General features: G+C 73.5%; 14 protein-coding genes and 1 pseudogene. 9 read left to right on the top strand and 6 right to left on the bottom strand.

The features are described from left to right. Nucleotides 1–40: 40 nt before the first annotated feature. Together ACFV9M_RS25115 and ACFV9M_RS25110 are read right to left on the bottom strand one after the other, a co-directional pair. Nucleotides 41–1,819 carry a glycoside hydrolase family 3 protein gene (locus ACFV9M_RS25115; protein ID WP_385069122.1) on the bottom strand — a complete coding sequence of 593 codons (1,779 nt, stop codon included), beginning with the start codon at nucleotides 1,817–1,819 and terminating at the stop codon, nucleotides 41–43. A 12-nt stretch (nucleotides 1,820–1,831) separates the two neighbouring features. Further along, entirely contained in the window at nucleotides 1,832–2,773 is a 942-nt protein-coding gene (locus ACFV9M_RS25110; RefSeq protein WP_385069124.1) for an MFS transporter, read from the bottom strand. 148 nt (nucleotides 2,774–2,921) lie between these two features. Between ACFV9M_RS25110 and ACFV9M_RS25105 the strand changes: the two genes are divergently transcribed. After that, a complete protein-coding gene (locus ACFV9M_RS25105) occupies nucleotides 2,922–3,581 on the top strand; it encodes a TetR/AcrR family transcriptional regulator (RefSeq protein WP_385069125.1) in 660 nt (219 codons plus the stop codon). A 117-nt stretch (nucleotides 3,582–3,698) separates the two neighbouring features. Continuing rightward, on the top strand, nucleotides 3,699–4,517 hold the full coding sequence (locus tag ACFV9M_RS25100) for an SAM-dependent methyltransferase (protein ID WP_385069126.1): 819 nt from the start codon (nucleotides 3,699–3,701) through the stop codon (nucleotides 4,515–4,517). 213 nt (nucleotides 4,518–4,730) lie between these two features. Here ACFV9M_RS25100 and ACFV9M_RS25095 read toward each other — a convergent pair whose 3' ends face one another. The 3 genes from ACFV9M_RS25095 to ACFV9M_RS25085 all read right to left on the bottom strand — a co-directional run bounded on the left by ACFV9M_RS25095 (nucleotide 4,731) and on the right by ACFV9M_RS25085 (nucleotide 7,243). Next, nucleotides 4,731–6,329: a polyamine aminopropyltransferase gene (locus tag ACFV9M_RS25095; protein WP_385069128.1), complete on the bottom strand. Its 1,599-nt coding sequence runs from the start codon at nucleotides 6,327–6,329 to the stop codon at nucleotides 4,731–4,733. Nucleotides 6,330–6,337: 8 nt separating this feature from the next. Then, nucleotides 6,338–6,775: a DUF350 domain-containing protein gene (locus tag ACFV9M_RS25090; protein WP_385069130.1), complete on the bottom strand. Its 438-nt coding sequence runs from the start codon at nucleotides 6,773–6,775 to the stop codon at nucleotides 6,338–6,340. 63 nt (nucleotides 6,776–6,838) lie between these two features. Beyond that, a complete protein-coding gene (locus tag ACFV9M_RS25085) occupies nucleotides 6,839–7,243 on the bottom strand; it encodes a DUF4247 domain-containing protein (RefSeq protein WP_385069132.1) in 405 nt (134 codons plus the stop codon). Nucleotides 7,244–7,864: 621 nt separating this feature from the next. Here ACFV9M_RS25085 and ACFV9M_RS25080 point away from each other — a divergent pair. Further along, a complete protein-coding gene (locus ACFV9M_RS25080; protein WP_385069245.1) occupies nucleotides 7,865–8,308 on the top strand; it encodes a flavin reductase family protein in 444 nt (147 codons plus the stop codon). Between the two features lie 42 nt (nucleotides 8,309–8,350). Here ACFV9M_RS25080 and ACFV9M_RS25075 read toward each other — a convergent pair whose 3' ends face one another. Further along, nucleotides 8,351–9,910, bottom strand: coding sequence for a hypothetical protein (locus tag ACFV9M_RS25075; RefSeq protein ID WP_385069134.1), 1,560 nt, complete (start codon nucleotides 9,908–9,910; stop codon nucleotides 8,351–8,353). 266 nt (nucleotides 9,911–10,176) lie between these two features. Between ACFV9M_RS25075 and ACFV9M_RS25070 the strand changes: the two genes are divergently transcribed. The 6 genes and pseudogenes from ACFV9M_RS25070 to ACFV9M_RS25045 form a co-directional block, all read left to right on the top strand. Beyond that, on the top strand, nucleotides 10,177–11,433 hold the full coding sequence (locus ACFV9M_RS25070) for an ATP-grasp domain-containing protein (protein WP_385069136.1): 1,257 nt from the start codon (nucleotides 10,177–10,179) through the stop codon (nucleotides 11,431–11,433). Further along, nucleotides 11,430–12,290, top strand: a complete 861-nt coding sequence (locus ACFV9M_RS25065; RefSeq protein WP_385069138.1) for a Rossmann-like domain-containing protein — start codon at nucleotides 11,430–11,432, stop codon at nucleotides 12,288–12,290. The genes ACFV9M_RS25070 and ACFV9M_RS25065 overlap by 4 nt, the downstream gene beginning before the upstream one ends. After that, a complete protein-coding gene (locus ACFV9M_RS25060) occupies nucleotides 12,287–13,375 on the top strand; it encodes a PLP-dependent cysteine synthase family protein (RefSeq protein ID WP_385069140.1) in 1,089 nt (362 codons plus the stop codon). The genes ACFV9M_RS25065 and ACFV9M_RS25060 overlap by 4 nt, the downstream gene beginning before the upstream one ends. After that, nucleotides 13,372–14,424 (top strand): dipeptide epimerase, encoded by a 1,053-nt coding sequence (locus ACFV9M_RS25055; protein ID WP_385069141.1) that lies wholly within the window; start codon nucleotides 13,372–13,374, stop codon nucleotides 14,422–14,424. The genes ACFV9M_RS25060 and ACFV9M_RS25055 overlap by 4 nt, the downstream gene beginning before the upstream one ends. Then, nucleotides 14,408–15,670: an MFS transporter gene (locus ACFV9M_RS25050; RefSeq protein WP_385069143.1), complete on the top strand. Its 1,263-nt coding sequence runs from the start codon at nucleotides 14,408–14,410 to the stop codon at nucleotides 15,668–15,670. Before ACFV9M_RS25055 ends, ACFV9M_RS25050 begins: the two co-directional genes overlap by 17 nt. Beyond that, nucleotides 15,589–16,167: pseudogene (locus tag ACFV9M_RS25045) on the top strand (class I SAM-dependent methyltransferase); the annotation flags it as partial. The gene ACFV9M_RS25050 and the pseudogene ACFV9M_RS25045, both read left to right, overlap by 82 nt. Between the last annotated feature and the right edge of the window lie 33 nt (nucleotides 16,168–16,200).

Raw genomic sequence — 16,200 nt, 5'->3', positions numbered from 1 at the left:
GGCGGGCCCCGTGGAGCCCGCCCGTCCGCGGCGGCGCCGGTCACAGGGAGAGGCCGGCTCCGTGCGGGAAGACGGGGTCCGCCGTGTCGTCGGGGACGTCGGGCCGGGAGGCGGCGACCGCCTCCATGGAGCGGGGGAGTTCGAAGGGCAGCCGGCCCTCGGGCCTGGCCCGGCCGAAGACCACGTCGAGGAGCGCGGCGTCGCTCGCGCCGAAGTCGGCGATCAGGGCGGCGGCCCGCTCGGCGATCTCCGGGATCACGGCCGCGCGCTCCAGGTTGACGCAGACGACCGTGGGGACGGTGTCGAGCAGGCCGAGGATCTGCTTCAGCTCCTCGTCGGGGAAGGCGAGGGAGCCGGAGTGGAAGAAGGACTCGAACTTGTTGGCGCGCGGCTCGTAGGGGGTGCGCAGCCGCAGGACCGCCAGGTCCGCGTCGGCGGGGTCGGCGACCACCTGCCCGTACGCGCCCGCCGCCGCGGCCTGGACGTTCTCCACGTACAGCTTCGGCCGTCCGGTCACCGGCAGGGTCCCGCGGCCGTTCGTCAGCAGGGTGAGCGAGCGGCGCTGGGCCCGCGCGCCGGCGTCCTTGAAGTCGGCGCGGCCGACGGTCTCGGCGGCCCGGTCCACGTCGACGTAGGGGTCGTCGAACAGGCCGAGGACGAACTTCTCGCGCAGGACGCGCCGCACGGACGCGTCGAGGCGGTACACGGGCACGCGTCCCGACTCGACGAGTTCCACGACGAGTTCGGGGCAGGCCTCGCCGCCGAACTGGTCGCAGCCCGCGTCCAGCACCCGGGCCGCCTTCTCGGCCGCCGACAGCGACTCCAGGCCCCAGGCGCGGGCCTGGTGCGTCTCGCCGAAGATCTCCGCGTCCGTGATCAGGCCCCAGTCGGTGCAGACGATGCCGTCGAAGCCGAGCCGGTCCCTGAGCAGCCCCTGGACGACGTCCTTGTTGAAGCCGAAGCCGACCTCCTCCCAGTCGGTGCCGACGGGCTGGCCGTAGTACGGCATCATCTGCGCGCAGCCGGCGTCGATCGCCGCCTTGAACGGCTCCAGGTGCAGGTCGCGCATGCCGCCCGGGTAGACCTGCTCCTTGCCGTGCGGGAAGTGCGGGTCCTCGCCGTCCTTCTGGGGGCCGCCGCCGGGGAAGTGCTTGACCATGGCCGAGACCGACCGCCGGCCCAGCCGGTCGCCCTGGAGTCCGCGGACGTAGGCGCGCACGAGCCGGGAGGTGAGGGCGGCGTCCGAGCCGAACGTGCCGTTCTGCCGTGACCAGCGCGGTTCGGTCGCCAGGTCGATCTGGGGGTGCAGGGCGACCCGGAAGCCGACGGCGAGGTACTCGCGGCGCACCGTGTCCGCGAACTCGTGCACGAGCCGCGGGTCGCGCAGCGCGGCCAGGCCCAGCGGCTCGGGCCAGGCCGAGAACGCGCCGGCGTCGAAGGAGGCGCCGACGTTGTCGGTGAAGGCGTGGCGGGGGTCGGTGGAGAGGGTGACCGGGATGCCGAGGCGGGTGTCGGCGGCCATCGCCTGGAGCGTGTTCTGCCAGCGGGCGATGGCGGCCGGATCATGGCTGCCCAGCAGGTTGAAGTGGGTCAGGTACTGGCCGTGCACCATGTGGGTGGTGTCCAGGGCCACCATGCCCGGGTCGCCCTTCTCGACCGTGGAGCCGTCGGGCTTCATGGCCAGCATGGTGTGGAAGAGCTGGCCCGCCTTCTCGGCGACCGTCATACGGGCGAGGAGGTCCTCCACCCGCTGCTCCACCGGGAGTTCGGCGTTCTGGTACGGGTGGCCCTCGTTGCGGACCTGGGACGCGGATGTCATGACCGGGCTGCCTTACTTGACGCTGCGGATGAACTGGACGGCGAGGGCGCCGAGCACGGAGGCGATGCCGCCGAAGAGGAAGAGCGCACCGTAGTTCTGGGCGCCGCCTCCGATGGCGAGGAACGCGGGGGCGGCGATGGGGACGAGGGACTGCGGGAGCGCGTTGCCGATGTTCAGCACGCCCATGTCCTTCGCGGACTCCTCCGGGTTCGGCAGGACGGCCGCCGCGAGGGCGACGTCGACCGAGAGGTACAGGCCCTCGCCGAAGCCGAAGACGACCATGGCCGCGAGGAAGAACGGGAAGGAGTAGGCCGTCGCGACCAGGAGCAGGCCGACGGCCAGGAGGAGCGCGGAGCCGAGCACGTACGGCTTGCGGCGGCCCGACCGGTCGGAGAGGACACCGCCGAGGAGCGAGCCGGCGGCGACGGCCGCGACCATGACGACCGTGCTGACGAGGATCTTGCCGGAGACCTCGGAGCCGTCGTAGCCGAGCCGGTCCATCAGGAAGTAGACCTGGTAGCTGGTCACGCAGGAGATGCCGACGAAGACCAGGAAGCGGCCGGCGAAGTTCCAGGCGAAGTCGGGGTGGCGCCGGGGGTCGACCCAGAACGAGCGGAGGAACTCGCGCAGCGTGTACGGCGCGAAGGCGCCCGCGGCGGCCGGGCGGTCCTTCATGACCACGGCCAGGTAGACCACGCCGGCCAGGCCGAAGAAGGCCGGCACGACGAACGCCAGGGCGAGGCTGTCGCTGAACGCGTTCGCCAGGAACGTGCCCGCCACCATCGCCACCGACGTCATCATGCCGACGATGCCGGAGACCTTGCCGCGCTGCTGCTCGGGCACCAGGTCGGGGGCGAGGCCGAGAACCAGCGTTCCGGGGGCTCGGGACGGTGGGGCGGGCGAGGCCTGAGCGGGGGACTCGGCTCTCTGCGCGGCGTCGGCGATGACGGCCATGGCAGCTCTCCAGTGGCAGGGGGAACGGCTTCCTCGCCGTCCCGGCGACCTCACCGTAAGCAAAAAACCGAGTAGGTAGTAGGTTTTCGCTCGTGGCTTGAATCACATCCCCCCGAGCGTCGCGTGCGCACGGATTAGGGTGACCGGTATGGACCGCAAGCAGGACACCAGAGCCCGCAGATCCGTCGCGCGCGGCGGTTACGCCGTGGGCGACGAGCGCCGTGCCCGGATCCTGGACGTCGCCGTCGAGCACTTCGCCCAGTGGGGCTTCCACGCCTCCTCGCTCGCGCGCATCGCCAAGGACGTCGGCATCACCCAGGGCGGTCTCCTGCACCACTTCCGCAGCAAGGAGGACCTGCTCGTCTCGGTCCTGCGGCACAGTGACGAGCAGGATGTCGCGCGGTGCTTCTCGCCGGGCCCGCACACCGCCGTCGAAGCCTTCGAGACGTTGATCGAACTCGCCCGGTACAACGCGGCGCGGCCCGGACGCACCAAGATGTTCAACGTCCTCGCCGCCGAGGCCGGCGAGACGGGGCACCCCGCCCACGCGTACTTCGTCCACCGCTACCGCCTGGTCATCGATCAGGTCGCCGAGAGCCTGCGCGCCGCGGTCGCCCAGGGCGAACTCAGAGCGGACACCGACTGCGAGGGCACGGCCTCCGAGATCGCCGCCGTGATGGACGGGCTCCAGCTCCAGTGGGCGCTCGCGCTGAGCACGTACGACATGACGGGCCGGCTGCGCGTCTACCTCGACCGTCTGCTGCGCACCCTCACCGTCGACGGCTCCGGTCTGCCCGCACGCGCCTGAACCGCTGTCCGCCGGTACGTGTCGGCCCACGAGACGTGCCAGGATACCGTTCTGACAGTCAGTCACCGCGGTGTTCCGCCGGTGGCCGGGTGCGAGTCCAGGACGGAGCAAGGCATCATGACCTCCCCCAGCGGCGGCGGCAGCCGCCCGCAGCCCTTCGAGATCGACACGAGCAAGCCCCATCCCGCCCGGATGTACGACTACTTCCTCGGCGGGAAGGACAACTACGAGGTGGACCGGGAGGCCGCCGAGGAGTTCATGAAGTCCGCGCCCGAGGTACGCGTCGGCGTCCGTGCGAACCGGCGGTTCATGCACCGCGCCGTCCGGTACGTCGTCGCGGAGGGCGGCGTCCGGCAGATCCTCGACGTGGGCACGGGCCTGCCCACCGAGCCCAACGTCCACCAGATAGCGCACGCCATCGCGCCCGACACCCGGATCGCCTACGTCGACAACGACCCGATCGTGAGCGCCCACTCGAGGGCGCTCATGGCGGGTTCCGACACCTCCGTCGTCCTGGCCGACGTGCGCGACCCGCGGGCCCTCCTGGACCACCCCGACGTGCGCAAGATCATCGACTTCGACCGGCCGGTGGCGCTGATGCTGGTGGCCCTCCTGCACTTCGTGCCCGACGCGGAGGACCCGGACGGCATCGTCGCCACCCTGCGCGACGCCCTGCCCACCGGCTCCTACCTCGTTCTGTCGCACGCGACGGGCGACGTCCACGCGGACCGGCGCGAGGACGCCGCGGCGGTCTACAACAGCGCCAGCGCCACCATGAACCTCCGGTCGCACTCCCGGATCCTGGACTTCTTCGGCGACTTCTCCCTGGTCGAGCCCGGCCTCGTGCCGGTGCCGGACTGGCGTCCCGAGGAGTCCCCCCGGCAGGGGACCCCGCCGATCGGCATCTACGGCGCGGTGGCCCGCAAGAACGGCTGACCCGCCACCGGCCGCGTCCCCGGCGGTGCGACGGCACCCGGGGACGACGGCCCGTACGGCACCGTCCACCCGTACCCCGGCCTCCGGTCGCGCCAGGTGGATCCAGGCCCCGCACCGGCGCGGGAGACGGCCCCGCGCCGCGTTCTCGCCGCCGGCACGGTGGGGGGCCGGTCCGTCGGGCGGCGGGGCCGGTCCGTCGGGAGCGGGCCGGGATCAGTAGTTCCGCCACTCGTTCCGCACGTACTCCAGCACCGCCGGATCCATCAGCGTGCTCGGCCGTACGTCCACCCGGCGGCGGTCGACGGGGAACACCGTGGCCGCCTCCAGCACCGCGTCGTCGAGGTAGCGCAGCGGCGGCGCGTCGGACGCCAGCCGCAGCGGCGGGGGCGCGCCGTCGCCGGGGGTGGCCAGGACGAACCCCCAGTTGCCGAAGCTCGGCACGTCGACCTGGAACTCCGTCGTCGCGTATCCCGCCGCCTCGATCGTCGCCGCGATCGACCAGTACGTCTTCGGGGCGAAGAACGGGGACCCGCTCTGCACCATCACCTTGCTCTGCGGGGTCAGCACCTGGCCGAGCAGGCTGTAGAACTCCACCGAGTACAGCTTGGCCAGCGCCGCCGTGTCCGGGTCCGGGAAGTCGACGACCACGGCGTCGTACCGCTGCCGGGCGTCGCGCAGCCAGTTGAACGCGTCGGCGTCGACCACCTCGACCCTCGGGTCGTCCAGGGCCCCGTCGTTCAGCTCGCGCAGCGGTGCGAAGCCGCGCGCCAGCCGGATCATCGCCGGGTCCAGTTCGACGAGCGTCACATGCCGCACGTCGTCGTACCGCAGCACCTCGCGCAGCGCGAGCCCGTCGCCGCCGCCCATGATCAGCACGTTGTCCCGGCCGCCCGACAGCGCGGGGTGCACCAGCGACTCGTGGTAGCGGTACTCGTCGACGGAGCTGAACTGCAGGTCGCCGTTGAGGAAGAGCCGCAGGTCCGGCTCGCCCGTGAAGGCGGTGGAGCGGGTGACGACGATCTCCTGGTACGCGGTGGTCTCGGCGTGGACGATCGGGTCCCGGTACATCTGCTGCCGCGCGGTGACCTCCAGGTCGTCGGCCAGCACGTACGCCGTGCCGAGCACGGCCAGCACCGCCGAGACCCCGCAGAGCAGGCCGACGCGGACGACCCGCCGGGTCTGCCGGCGGAAGATGAACACCACCACGACGACCCCGGCCACCGCGTTGACCGCGCCGACCACCAGCGCGCCCTTCAACTGGCCGAACGTCGGCAGCAGCACCAGCGGGAAGCACAGGCCGCCGACGAGCGCCCCGATGTAGTCGACGGCGAACATGTCGGCGACGGCGCTGCCCGCCTCCTGCCGCCGGATGCGTTGGAGCAGCGTCATGAGCAGCGGGATCTCGGCCCCGATCAGCAGCCCGACCGCGAGGGCGACGACGACCATCGCCGGGGTGTAGAGCCGCAGCCAGGCGAACGCCGCGTACAGCACCAGCACGGACAGTCCGCCGACCAGTGCCAGCGCCCCCTCCACCAGCGCGAACGCCCCCACGGGGCGGCGGCGCAGGGGTTTCGCGGCGAGCGAGCCCACGCCCATCGCGAAGACCATCACGGAGATGACGACGGAGGTCTGGAGTACGGAGTTGCCGATGAGGTAGCTGCCCAGCGCGGTGAGCGCCAGTTCGTACACCAGGCCGCAGGCGGCGCAGAGGAAGACGGCGAGCAGCAGGAGGAAGCGGGCCCCCCGGGAGTGCCGGACGGCCGGGGGGCGGGCGGGTGCCGCGGTGTCGCGGTCGTGCAGGGTGGTGGTCACGGGGGCGCTCAGGAGAGTGCGGCGCCGACCATGAAGGCGGTCCCCAGGTACATGCCGCCCTGGACCCAGGCGGCGGGGTGCGGACGGCCGTCGTTGTCGTCGAGGACGACCGCGCCCATCTGGCCGGGAGTGAACACGCCGATCACGATGCCGACCAGGGTCATCACCAGCACTCCGGCCAGTCCGTAGAGGAGCGTGCTGACCAGGCCGTAGCCGAGGCCCAGTTCGGACTCGCTGGCCTGGATGGCCTCCATGACGACCAGGCCCACGGCGACGGACTGGCTGCCCAGCAGCACCGCCGCGCCGCGATTGCGGTCCGTCCAGACCACGTGGTAGAGCTTGCCGGGCGTGACGAGGTCGAGGGCGAGGAAGCCGACGGCCATCACGACGAGGCCCACGACTCCGTAGAGCAGGGCCTGGCCGGTCGACTCGAAGATCTCGGTCACTGCGTTGCCTTTCTTCAGGTCATCAGGTCGTCAGGTCCGCGGGGCGTCGTCGGGGGCGGGGTGTCACTTGCCCTCCCCGGGGCCGCCGCCGCGGAAGCTCGAGCTGTCCGGGTCGGGCCAGCCGGAGAGGTACTGGCTGTGCCGGTGGTAGCCGTTGCGGTAGTCCTCGATCTCGATCCGGCTGCCGGTCCGCTGCGGCGAGAGGGTGACCATGTCGTCGCCGTAGCGCAGGAACACCATGCTGTCGCCGTACGCCCGGTCGAGTGCCTCGCGGTGGCCGTGGATCGCGTCGGCGACCTTGGTCGGGGCGCTGTCGGCGTCGAGCCAGCCCGTTCCGCTCGCGGTGTACGTCTTGCTGATCCACTCGCGCGGGACCCCGTTGTCCGCGCCGTCGGAGGAGCAGGCGGTGAGCAGCACCGCGGACAGCAGGGCCGCCACCGCTGCGCGGACGGTTCGGGAGCTCTTCATCGGGCCTCCAGCCGGGGGTACGTCGTACGTTCTGGCCGTTGCGCGGACGCGTGTGCCGGGTGGCGCGGGACGGCCGCCGCCGGGGCGGTGCGGGACGGGGCCCGGCGTGCGCGGGCGTCACCGGCTCCGGTGGACCGGCGGGTATCTCGCGGGGAGCGCGGGCGGCGTGGGTCCGGCGTGCCTGCCGGTGTGGCGCCTGCCGTCGGGGCGCCTGCCGGTGTGGCGCCTGGTGAGGCGCCTGCCGTCGGGGCGGATGCCGAGGGAAGGCCCGCTGCCGACGGGCTCATGGCGGACCCGGGCCGCCCGGCCGCAGGCGGCGGGAAGCCGAGCCGGTCCGCGTTCGCGTCCGGGCAGGGGGCGCCCAGGGAACAGGCGTACACACGGACCCCCCCGGTCGGATTGTGTTACAAGCGCGCTGAGTATGGCACATGAGACGCAGGTGGTTTAAGAGACCAGTAAATGAATGATCGACTTCCGGGGCTCGGCACCGAACGGGCGGGGCGGGGCACTCGGACGGGTGGAGGCGGTGACCCGGCGTCACATGACGGCCGGCGGCCGCGAGGACCGGAGTGAGGGGGAGCGGTGGACGTCGACGCGTTCACGGACCGGCTGGACCCGCAGATGTGCGTGGTCACGGCAGCGGCGGACGGGCAGCGGGCGGGGTGCCTGGTCGGGTTCTCCTCGCAGTGCTCCATGCGGCCGGTGCGGTACGTGGTGTGGCTGTCCAAGGCCAACCACACCTACGGGGTGGCCCGTGCCGCGGACTTCCTCGCCGTCCATCTGCTGACCCGTCAGCAGTACGGACTGGCCGAGCTGTTCGGCGGGGAGACCGGTGACCGGGTCGACAAGTTCGAACGGGTCCGCTGGACGCCGGGGCACGGCGGGGCGGTCGTGCTGGAGGACGCGGCGGCCCATTTCGTGGGCGCGGTCGTGGGGTGCGTCGACGGAGGCGACCACGTCGGCTTCGTCCTCGAACCCGTGCGGTGGGGCGCACGGGCCGGCGACGCCCCCCTGCTGCGGCTCGGTGACGCCCTCGGCATCAGGCCCGGTCACCCGGTGGACTGACCGGCGCACCCGTCACCGTCCGGGGCGGGCGGCGACCGCCGGTCAGAAGTCCGACCCCAGTGTCTGCGTCGCGTAGGCGCACTCCGTGTAGATGTAGCCCGACGAGAGCTTGGCGGTGTCCGAGGCGGGTGAGGAGAGACTGTCGCCCTGCGGTTTGTGCAGGAAGTACGTGGTGCCGGGCGGCAGGCTGATGGTGCGCTCCGGGTAGTTCTTGCCGCTGCTGCACGGCTCGAAGCTCGGGGAGAGGGTGCTGCTGAGGGAGTAGGTCGTGCAGCTGCCGCAGGCCTTGAGGGTGAAGCTGCCGGTGACCGGGCCCGTGTAGAGCACGGTGATGTCGTCGGGGCTGTCGTTCTGCACGGTGACCGAGATGCTGCCGCCGCTGCGGGTCGTGGGCAGGCGCTTCCCGGCGGCCGGCACCGTCTGGGCGATCTCCGCCGCGATCGCGATCTTCTGGGCGAGGGCGCGGTTCTTGCTGTTCTTGTTCTCCTTGACGAACTCGTTCATGGTCGTCTGCGCGGCTTCGAAGTCGCCGTCCTTGTACTGGTCCACGCCGCACAGGTAGGTGCCCGAGTCGGCGTTGGCGGTGGCCCGTCCGGCGTCCTGGGCGAGGGTGTCGTCGACGCCCGCCTCCTCGCCGGGCAGGCCGTCGATGTCGGAGCTCAGGCTCCGCAGCCGTTCGACCGCCGTGCACGGTTCGCCGCCGCGCAGCTCCTTCGACGCCGCGGTGACGGCGGCGCCCACCGCCGGTTCGACCTTCGCGGCCTGCTCGGAGTCGGGGAAGGTGGTCAGCAGCTCACCGAAGTGCGTCGCCCAGCCGGTGTCGCCGGCCGTGAGGGCCTGGGAGGCGCAGGTGTACAGCGAGGTGGCGAGGCGGTCGTCGGGCCACTCCTCCAGCTCCCCCAGGTCCGTGCGGGGCATGCTGTCGGGGACCTTGCGCAGGAAGGTCAGCGGCTCGATCGCGGAGCACTTGTCGCCGTTCGCGTAGGAGGCGCCGACCGTCGAGTAGAAGGTCTTCATCCTGTTCGGCACCCGGCCGGCGGCGCGGGAGTCCGGATGGTCGGCGCTCAGGGCCTCGTACAGGTCCAGCGCCTCGCGGTAGCCGTCCTCGCCGATGCTGAACGCCTGTCTGCCGGATCGTTCGACCAGCCGGTCGGCCTCCTCCAGCCGGTCGAGCAGCATCTGCTGCACCGCCTCGTCGCGCGCGTCGTCGTAGAGCACGACGCCCCCGGCCGGCACGGCGAGCAGGACGAGCCCCAGCACGAGCGCCAGCGGCGCCGGTCCCGCCGTACGGGCGCGCAGGCCCACCCGCGCGCCGTGCGCCGCCGCCAGGGCGAGGAACACGGCGTACAGGACGAGGGCGAGGCCCGGCACGCCGTCCGGGTCGGCCGGCAGTGCCACGAGGAGCAGGGCGGCGGTGGCGATCCAGCACAGCAGCATCAGGCCCCAGCGGCGTGCCCAGGCGTACCCCAGCCCCAGGCCGCTGAGGTTGAGCACCGCCACCGCGACGGCCCGCGCGCCGTCCGCCGGGGGCGGCGGCGGGGACGACGGCATCGGTGGGACGGGGAAACCGTGGTCGTATCTGCCGTACCCGTCACCGGACATGTCTGGCCCCCCGTCAACTGCGCCCGTACTTCTGTGGTTTGTCAGTCTACGGGCGGGCACTGACAGCCGAACAGGGCCCGGTCCGGCCGCGGTCGGGGGTTCCTTCCGGCGGCGTTCCGTGCCGCCGCGCCGTGCACCGGGGCCACGGGGGACTGGTAAATGAAAATGATTATCGCTAGCGTGTCGGTGCGCAGGGCCAGGCCCCCTCCCGTCCGAGGGCCCACGGGGCCGCCCGCGTCTCAACTCATGTGAAGCGAAGGGGAGTCGTGGCTCATCTGCTGATGGTCGAGAGCTGGGTCGGGTCGATGAGCAGACTGCTGCCACGGGCCGTCCGGGAAGGCGGGCACGAGTTCACCTTCCTCACCCGCGACCTGCACCACTACCTGCGCGCGGCACCCGAGGGAGCGGCGCACCCGCTGCTCGGCGCCCGCAACGTGGTCACGGCCGACACCAACGACCCCGACACCCTGGTCGCCGAGGCCGAACGGCTGCACGCGGTGTTCGGCTTCGACGGCGTGCTCACCTCCTGCGACTACTACCTGCCGGTGGTCGCGCGCATCGCCGGACACCTCGGCCTGCCGGGCCCGGGGCCCGAAGCGGTCCACAACGCCTGCCGCAAGGACGCCACCCGCCGGGTCCTCGCCGACGCCGGACTGCCCGGCCCGCGTTTCGCCCTGCACGAGGAGTGGGCGCAACTCGCCCGCGCCGCACGGGAGATCGGCTATCCGCTCGTGGTCAAACCCGTCGACCTGTGCGCCGGCATGTACGTGCGCCGCGTGGACGACGAGGAGCAGCTCGCCGACGCCGTACGCGCCCTGGCCGACTTCCCGGTCAACGCCCGCGGGCAGCGCCGGGAACCCGCCGTGCTGCTCGAGGAACTGCTCGACGGCCCCGAGGTGAGCGTCGAGACCGTGTCGCACGCCGGCGCGGTCCAGGTGGTCGGCGTGACCGACAAGAGCGTCGGCGGGGCGCCCGCCTTCGTCGAGACCGGCCACATGTTCCCCGCGGCCCTCACCTCGGCCGACACCGAGGCCGCCGTGGACACCGCCCTGGACGCGCTGAAGGCACTCGGCCTCACCGACGGCGTCGTGGCGCACACCGAGATCAAACTGACCTCCGCCGGTCCCCGCGTCGTCGAGGTCAACCCCCGTCCCGCCGGGAACCGCATCACCGAACTCGTCCGCCACGTCACCGGCGTCGACCTCGCCGCCGCCTTCGTCGACGTCGCCCTGGGCCGCGCACCCGACCTGCGGCGCACGGACACCGGGCTGCGCAGCGCCGCCATCGGCTTCCTCGTCCCCGACCGCGCCGGCACCCTCGACCGGCTCGACGGCGCCCACCTCGCCCGGGAGCAGGACGTGCTGGAGGCCGAGCTCGCCGAACCCGGCCGCACCGTGCGGGCCGCGGGCAGCAACAACGAGTACCTCGGCCACGTCATGGCCGGCGACCCCGACGGCCTCGGCGCCCGCACCCGCGTCGAGCACCTGCTGTCCACGCTGCGCACGGAGCTGGTGATCCGATGACCGCCGTCCGCACCCCCGCCCACCCGTCGTACGACGACCTCGTGCACCCGTCGTACGACGACCTCGTCGACCGCGTCCGGTCGGGCGCCCTCGGCCCCGACCCGGCCACCCGGCGGATCGCCGTCGCCTTCACCACCCGCCAGGCCGTACGGCACGACGGGCGCGGCACCGGCTACCGCAACGAGGTCCTCAGCCTGCGCCTGGCCGAAGCCGTCGGCTCCTGCGCGGTGGAGCCCGGCGAACTGCCCGACAGCGTCCTCGACGACTGCGTCGGCACCGACGTGCGCCGCCTCCTGGACCACCCCCTGCCACCGGTGCGGGTCGCCGCGCTCGACGCCTACCTCATGCACGTCACCCCGCACGGCCCCGGCAGCGGGGCCCACACCCTCGCGCTGCCCGCCGGGTCGTCCCTGGAGAAGTCCCGGGCCCGCGCCGAGGCCGTCGTCGGACTGCTCGACCTGCCGGCCGGGGCCACCGTGCTCGTCGTCGGCGTCGTCAACTCCCTCCTGGACGGCCTGCGCGCCCGCGGCCTCGGCTACGTCCCCTGCGACCTCAAGGGCGGGGTCACCGAGTGGGACGAGCCGGTCGTCCCCGACGCGCTCACCGCGGCCGCCCACTGCGACGCGCTGCTCGTCTCCGGCATGACCCTGGGCAACGGCACCTTCGAACCCCTGCGCCGGCACGCCCTCGCACACGGCAAGCAACTGGTGATGTTCGCCCAGACCGGCAGCGCCGTCCTGCCCCGCTTCCTCGGACACGGGGTGAGCGCGGTGTGCGCGGAACCGTACCCCTTCTTCTGGCTCGACGGCGGCCCCGGAACCGTCCACCGGTACCGGTCGGCCGGAGGTGGACGATGACCGTCACCGCCGTACGCCCCGCCGCGCGCCCGGAACTGCTCGCGCTGCTCGGCCGGACCCCCCTCGTCCGGGTCACCGCCGACCTGCCCGCCCCCCACCCCGGCTTCTGGGCCAAGCTGGAAGGACTCGCCGCCGGGGGCATGAAGGCACGGGCCGCCGTGTCGATGCTGCTGGGCGCCCGCGAACGCGGCGAACTGCGGCCCGGCGCACCGGTGGTGGAGTCCACCTCCGGCACGCTCGGCCTCGGCCTCGCCTTCGCCGGGCAGGCGCTCGGCCATCCGGTCGTGCTGGTCGGCGACCGCGAACTCGAACCGTCCATGCGACAGTTGCTGCGCTCCCACGGGGTGCGGCTGGAGATCGTCGACCGTCCCGCGCTCCAGGGCGGCTGGCAGGCCGCCCGCCTCGCCCGGCTGCGGGACCTGCTCACCGACCTGCCCGGCGCCTACTGGCCCGACCAGTACAACAACCCCGACAACACCGCCGGTTACGCCTCCCTGGCCGCCGAACTCACCGACCGGCTGGACCACCTGGACATCCTGGTGTGCAGCGTCGGCACCGGAGGCCACAGCGCCGGCCTGATCGGCCCCCTGCGCCGCCGCTGGCCCGCCCTGCGCCTCATCGGCGTGGACGCCACCGGCTCCACCATCTTCGGACAGCCCGCCCGCCCCCGCCTGATGCGCGGCCTCGGCTCCAGCATCCACCCCCGCAACGTCGCCCACGACGCCTTCGACGAGGTCCACTGGGTCGGCCCCGCCGAAGCCGTGGACACCTGCCGCACCCTGGCCCGCACCAGCTTCGTCACGGGCGGCTGGAGCACCGGGGCGGCCGCCCGCGTCGCCGCCTGGGCCGCCCGCGTCCACCCCGGGGCGGTCGTCGCCACCGTCTTCCCCGACGGCCCGCACCGCTACCTCGGCACCGTCTACGACGACGACTTCACCACCGGCCACGGCCTCGACCCGGCCACCGCGGCCACCCGGCCCGTCGAGATCCCGCACCCCCGCGCGGCGGAGGCGACCGGCTGGGCGCGCTGCACGAAGGTGACCGATCCGCTCACCGACCTCCCCTCCTGGAAGGGCACCCCGTGAAGGCCCGACTGCGCACCGTGCGGCTCGCGCTCGCCGAGCCGCTGCGCATCTCCCGCTCCACCATGACGGCCCGCGACGCCGTCTGGCTGACCGTCGAACACGACGGACAGCACGGCCACGGCGAGGCCGTCACCAGCGTGTACTACGGCCTCGACACCGACACACTGGTGCGGCTCCTCACCGCCGTCGACCTCGGCCGCTACGCCGGCCCGGAGAGCGCCCTGGACGCCCTGCGGCACGGGGAGGCGACCGCCCCCGGCACCCCGCCCGCCGTGACCGCCGCCGTCGAGGCCGCGCTCCTCGACCTGGCCGGCCGGCGCGCGGACACCCCCGTCCACCGGCTCCTGGGCACCCCGGAGCCCCCCGCGGCCGCCACCGCCCGCACCATCGGCATCACCCCGCCCGCGCACGCGGCGGCCGAGGCCCGCCGCCTCGCCGCGCGCGGCTTCCGGATCGTCAAGGTCAAGGCGGGCTCCCCCGACCCCGAGGACGACGTACGGCGCGTACGGGCCGTACGGGACGCGGCGCCCGGCGTACGGCTGCTCCTCGACCCCAACGGCGCCTGGACCCGACGGCAGGCCGAGGCCCTGCTGCCCCGGTTCGCCGGCCTCGGCGTGGAGGCCGTCGAACAGCCCCTCGCGCCCGGCGACCCCGAATCCCTGGCGGCCCTCGCCGCGCGCTCCCCGCTCCCCGTCATCGCCGACGAGGACGCCGTCGGCCTCGACGACGCCCGCCGGCTGGCCGGACGCGTCCACGGCATCAACGTCAAGCTCGCCAAGTGCGGCGGGGTCCACGCCGCACTGCGCGTCGCGGAGGCGATCGAGGGCAGCGGCACCGAGCTGATGCTGGGCTGCCTCACCGCCAGCACCCTCGGGCTGGCCCCCGCCGTCCACCTCGCCGACCGCGCCCGCTGGGCCGACCTCGACGGCCATCTGCTGCTCGCCCACGACCCGTGGACCGGCATCGGCGGCGCCGACGGCGTCGTCCGGGCGAACGGCCGCCCCGGACTCGGCGTCGAGGAGGTGGGGGCGCGTGAGGACGTGGCATGAGATCCGCCGCTTCCCGCTCGCGGTCCGGCTGCTGCTCGTCAACCAGTTCGGCGTCAACACCGGCTTCTACCTCCTCGTCCCCTACCTCGCCACCCACCTCGGCGAGAACCTGGGCCTGTCCGCGGCCGTCGTCGGCCTCGTCCTCGGCGTGCGCAACCTCAGCCAGCAGGGCCTGTTCCTCATCGGCGGTTCGGCGGCCGACCGGCTCGGCGCCCGCGGCGTGATCATCGCCGGGTGCGCCCTGCGCACCCTCGGCTTCGCGCTGTTCGCCCTCGGCGACGGGCTGCCGGTGCTGCTCGCCGCGTCCGTCCTCAGCGGCTTCGCCGGGGCCCTGTTCAACCCGGCCGTGCGGGCGTACCTCACGCAGGAGGCGGGGGAGCGGAAGGCGGAGGCGTTCGCCCTGTTCAACGTGTTCGCCACCGCCGGCGCGCTGGTCGGGCCGCTCCTCGGCGGCGCCCTGCTGCTGACCGACTTCCGCACCTGCGCGCTCACCGCCGCCGGGATCTTCGCGGTGCTCACCGTCGCGCAGGCCCTCGTGCTGCCCGCGCGGAAGGCGGAGCCCAGCGCGGGCAGCGTCCTCACGGACTGGCGCGAGGTCGTCGGCAACCGGACCTTCCTGGCCTTCGCCCTCGCCATGGTCGGCCTGTTCACCCTGGAGAGCCAGCTCTACCTGCTGCTGCCTGACGGCGTCCGGCGGGCGACCGGCTGGGACGGCGCGGCCGGCCTCGTCTTCCTCGTCGGAACGCTCGCCAACCTCGCCCTCCAACTGCGCATCACCCGGTCCCTCAAGACGCGGGGCAGCCGGTCCCGCTGGATCGCCGCCGGCCTCGCCCTGACGGGCCTGGCGTTCCTGCCCCCGGCGGTCGTGGCGGGCTCGGCGCCCGGCGGGTGGCTCGACGCCGTCCCCGTCCTGCTCGGCGCCCTCCTGCTGTACGTCGGTCTGATGGTCGCCACGCCCTTCGTCATGGAGCTGATCCCCCGCTTCGGCCGCCCCGAGCTGACCGGCACCTACTTCGGCGTCTTCTACGTCGTCTCGGGCGTCGCCGCCGCCGTCGGCAACACGGCCGTCGGCTGGGCCATGGACACCGGCGAGCGGGGCGGCTCCGGATGGCTGCCGTGGGTGTGCTGCGCGCTGTTCGGGCTGGCCTCGGCGGCCGGCGTGGCGTGGCTGCACCGGCGCGGCGCACTGCCCGGCAGTCCGGTGCCGGCCGCCGCGGCGCCGGCCGAGCAGAGGAGCATCGCGTGACGACCGGGCAGTCTGCTGCCGGCGGGGAGTATCGCGTGACGACCGGGCAGTCTCCGACCGGCGGCGGGCATCGCGTGACGACCGGGCAGTCTCCGATCGGCGGGGAGCATCGCGTGACGACCGGGCAGTCTCCGACCGGCGGCGGGCATCGCGTGACGACCGGGCAGTCTCCGACCGGCGGAGAGCATCGCGTGACGACCGGGCAGCCTTCCACCGGCGGGGAGCATCGCGTGACGACCGGGAGCCCTCCCACCGGCAACCTCCTCACCGACCACCCCGCCCTGTACGAGGCCCGCTTCCCCGACCCCGGCCGGATCGCCGGCCGCTGGGCCGAGGACCGCCTGCGCCGGTACGGCGCCGGGCCGCGCGTCCTGGACATGGGCTGCGGCACCGGCCGCGACGCCGCCCACCTGCACGCCGCCGGCCGCACGGTCACCGGCGCCGACCTCTCCGACGCGATGCTGGCGCACGCCCGCACCCACCACCCGGGCCCCGCCTACGTCCACGCCGACCTGCACGCGGCTGACCGG

It is taken from the genome of Streptomyces sp. NPDC059895, from assembly GCF_042731035.1.
Taxonomy (GTDB): Bacteria; Actinomycetota; Actinomycetes; order Streptomycetales; family Streptomycetaceae; genus Streptomyces.
This window is presented reverse-complemented; position numbering and strand designations above follow the sequence as displayed.

Bases quoted from the DNA above. Each gene is read 5' to 3' on its own strand.
- ACFV9M_RS25080 (WP_385069245.1), top strand. From the start codon at position 7,865: ATGTGCGTGGTCACGGCAGCGGCGGACGGGCAGCGGGCGGGGTGCCTG.
- ACFV9M_RS25100 (WP_385069126.1), top strand. From the start codon at position 3,699: ATGACCTCCCCCAGCGGCGGCGGCAGCCGCCCGCAGCCCTTCGAGATC.
- ACFV9M_RS25065 (WP_385069138.1), top strand. From the start codon at position 11,430: ATGACCGCCGTCCGCACCCCCGCCCACCCGTCGTACGACGACCTCGTG.
- ACFV9M_RS25110 (WP_385069124.1), bottom strand. From the start codon at position 2,773: ATGGCCGTCATCGCCGACGCCGCGCAGAGAGCCGAGTCCCCCGCTCAG.
- ACFV9M_RS25085 (WP_385069132.1), bottom strand. From the start codon at position 7,243: ATGAAGAGCTCCCGAACCGTCCGCGCAGCGGTGGCGGCCCTGCTGTCC.
- ACFV9M_RS25115 (WP_385069122.1), bottom strand. From the start codon at position 1,819: ATGACATCCGCGTCCCAGGTCCGCAACGAGGGCCACCCGTACCAGAAC.
- ACFV9M_RS25060 (WP_385069140.1), top strand. From the start codon at position 12,287: ATGACCGTCACCGCCGTACGCCCCGCCGCGCGCCCGGAACTGCTCGCG.
- ACFV9M_RS25075 (WP_385069134.1), bottom strand. From the start codon at position 9,910: ATGTCCGGTGACGGGTACGGCAGATACGACCACGGTTTCCCCGTCCCA.
- ACFV9M_RS25105 (WP_385069125.1), top strand. From the start codon at position 2,922: ATGGACCGCAAGCAGGACACCAGAGCCCGCAGATCCGTCGCGCGCGGC.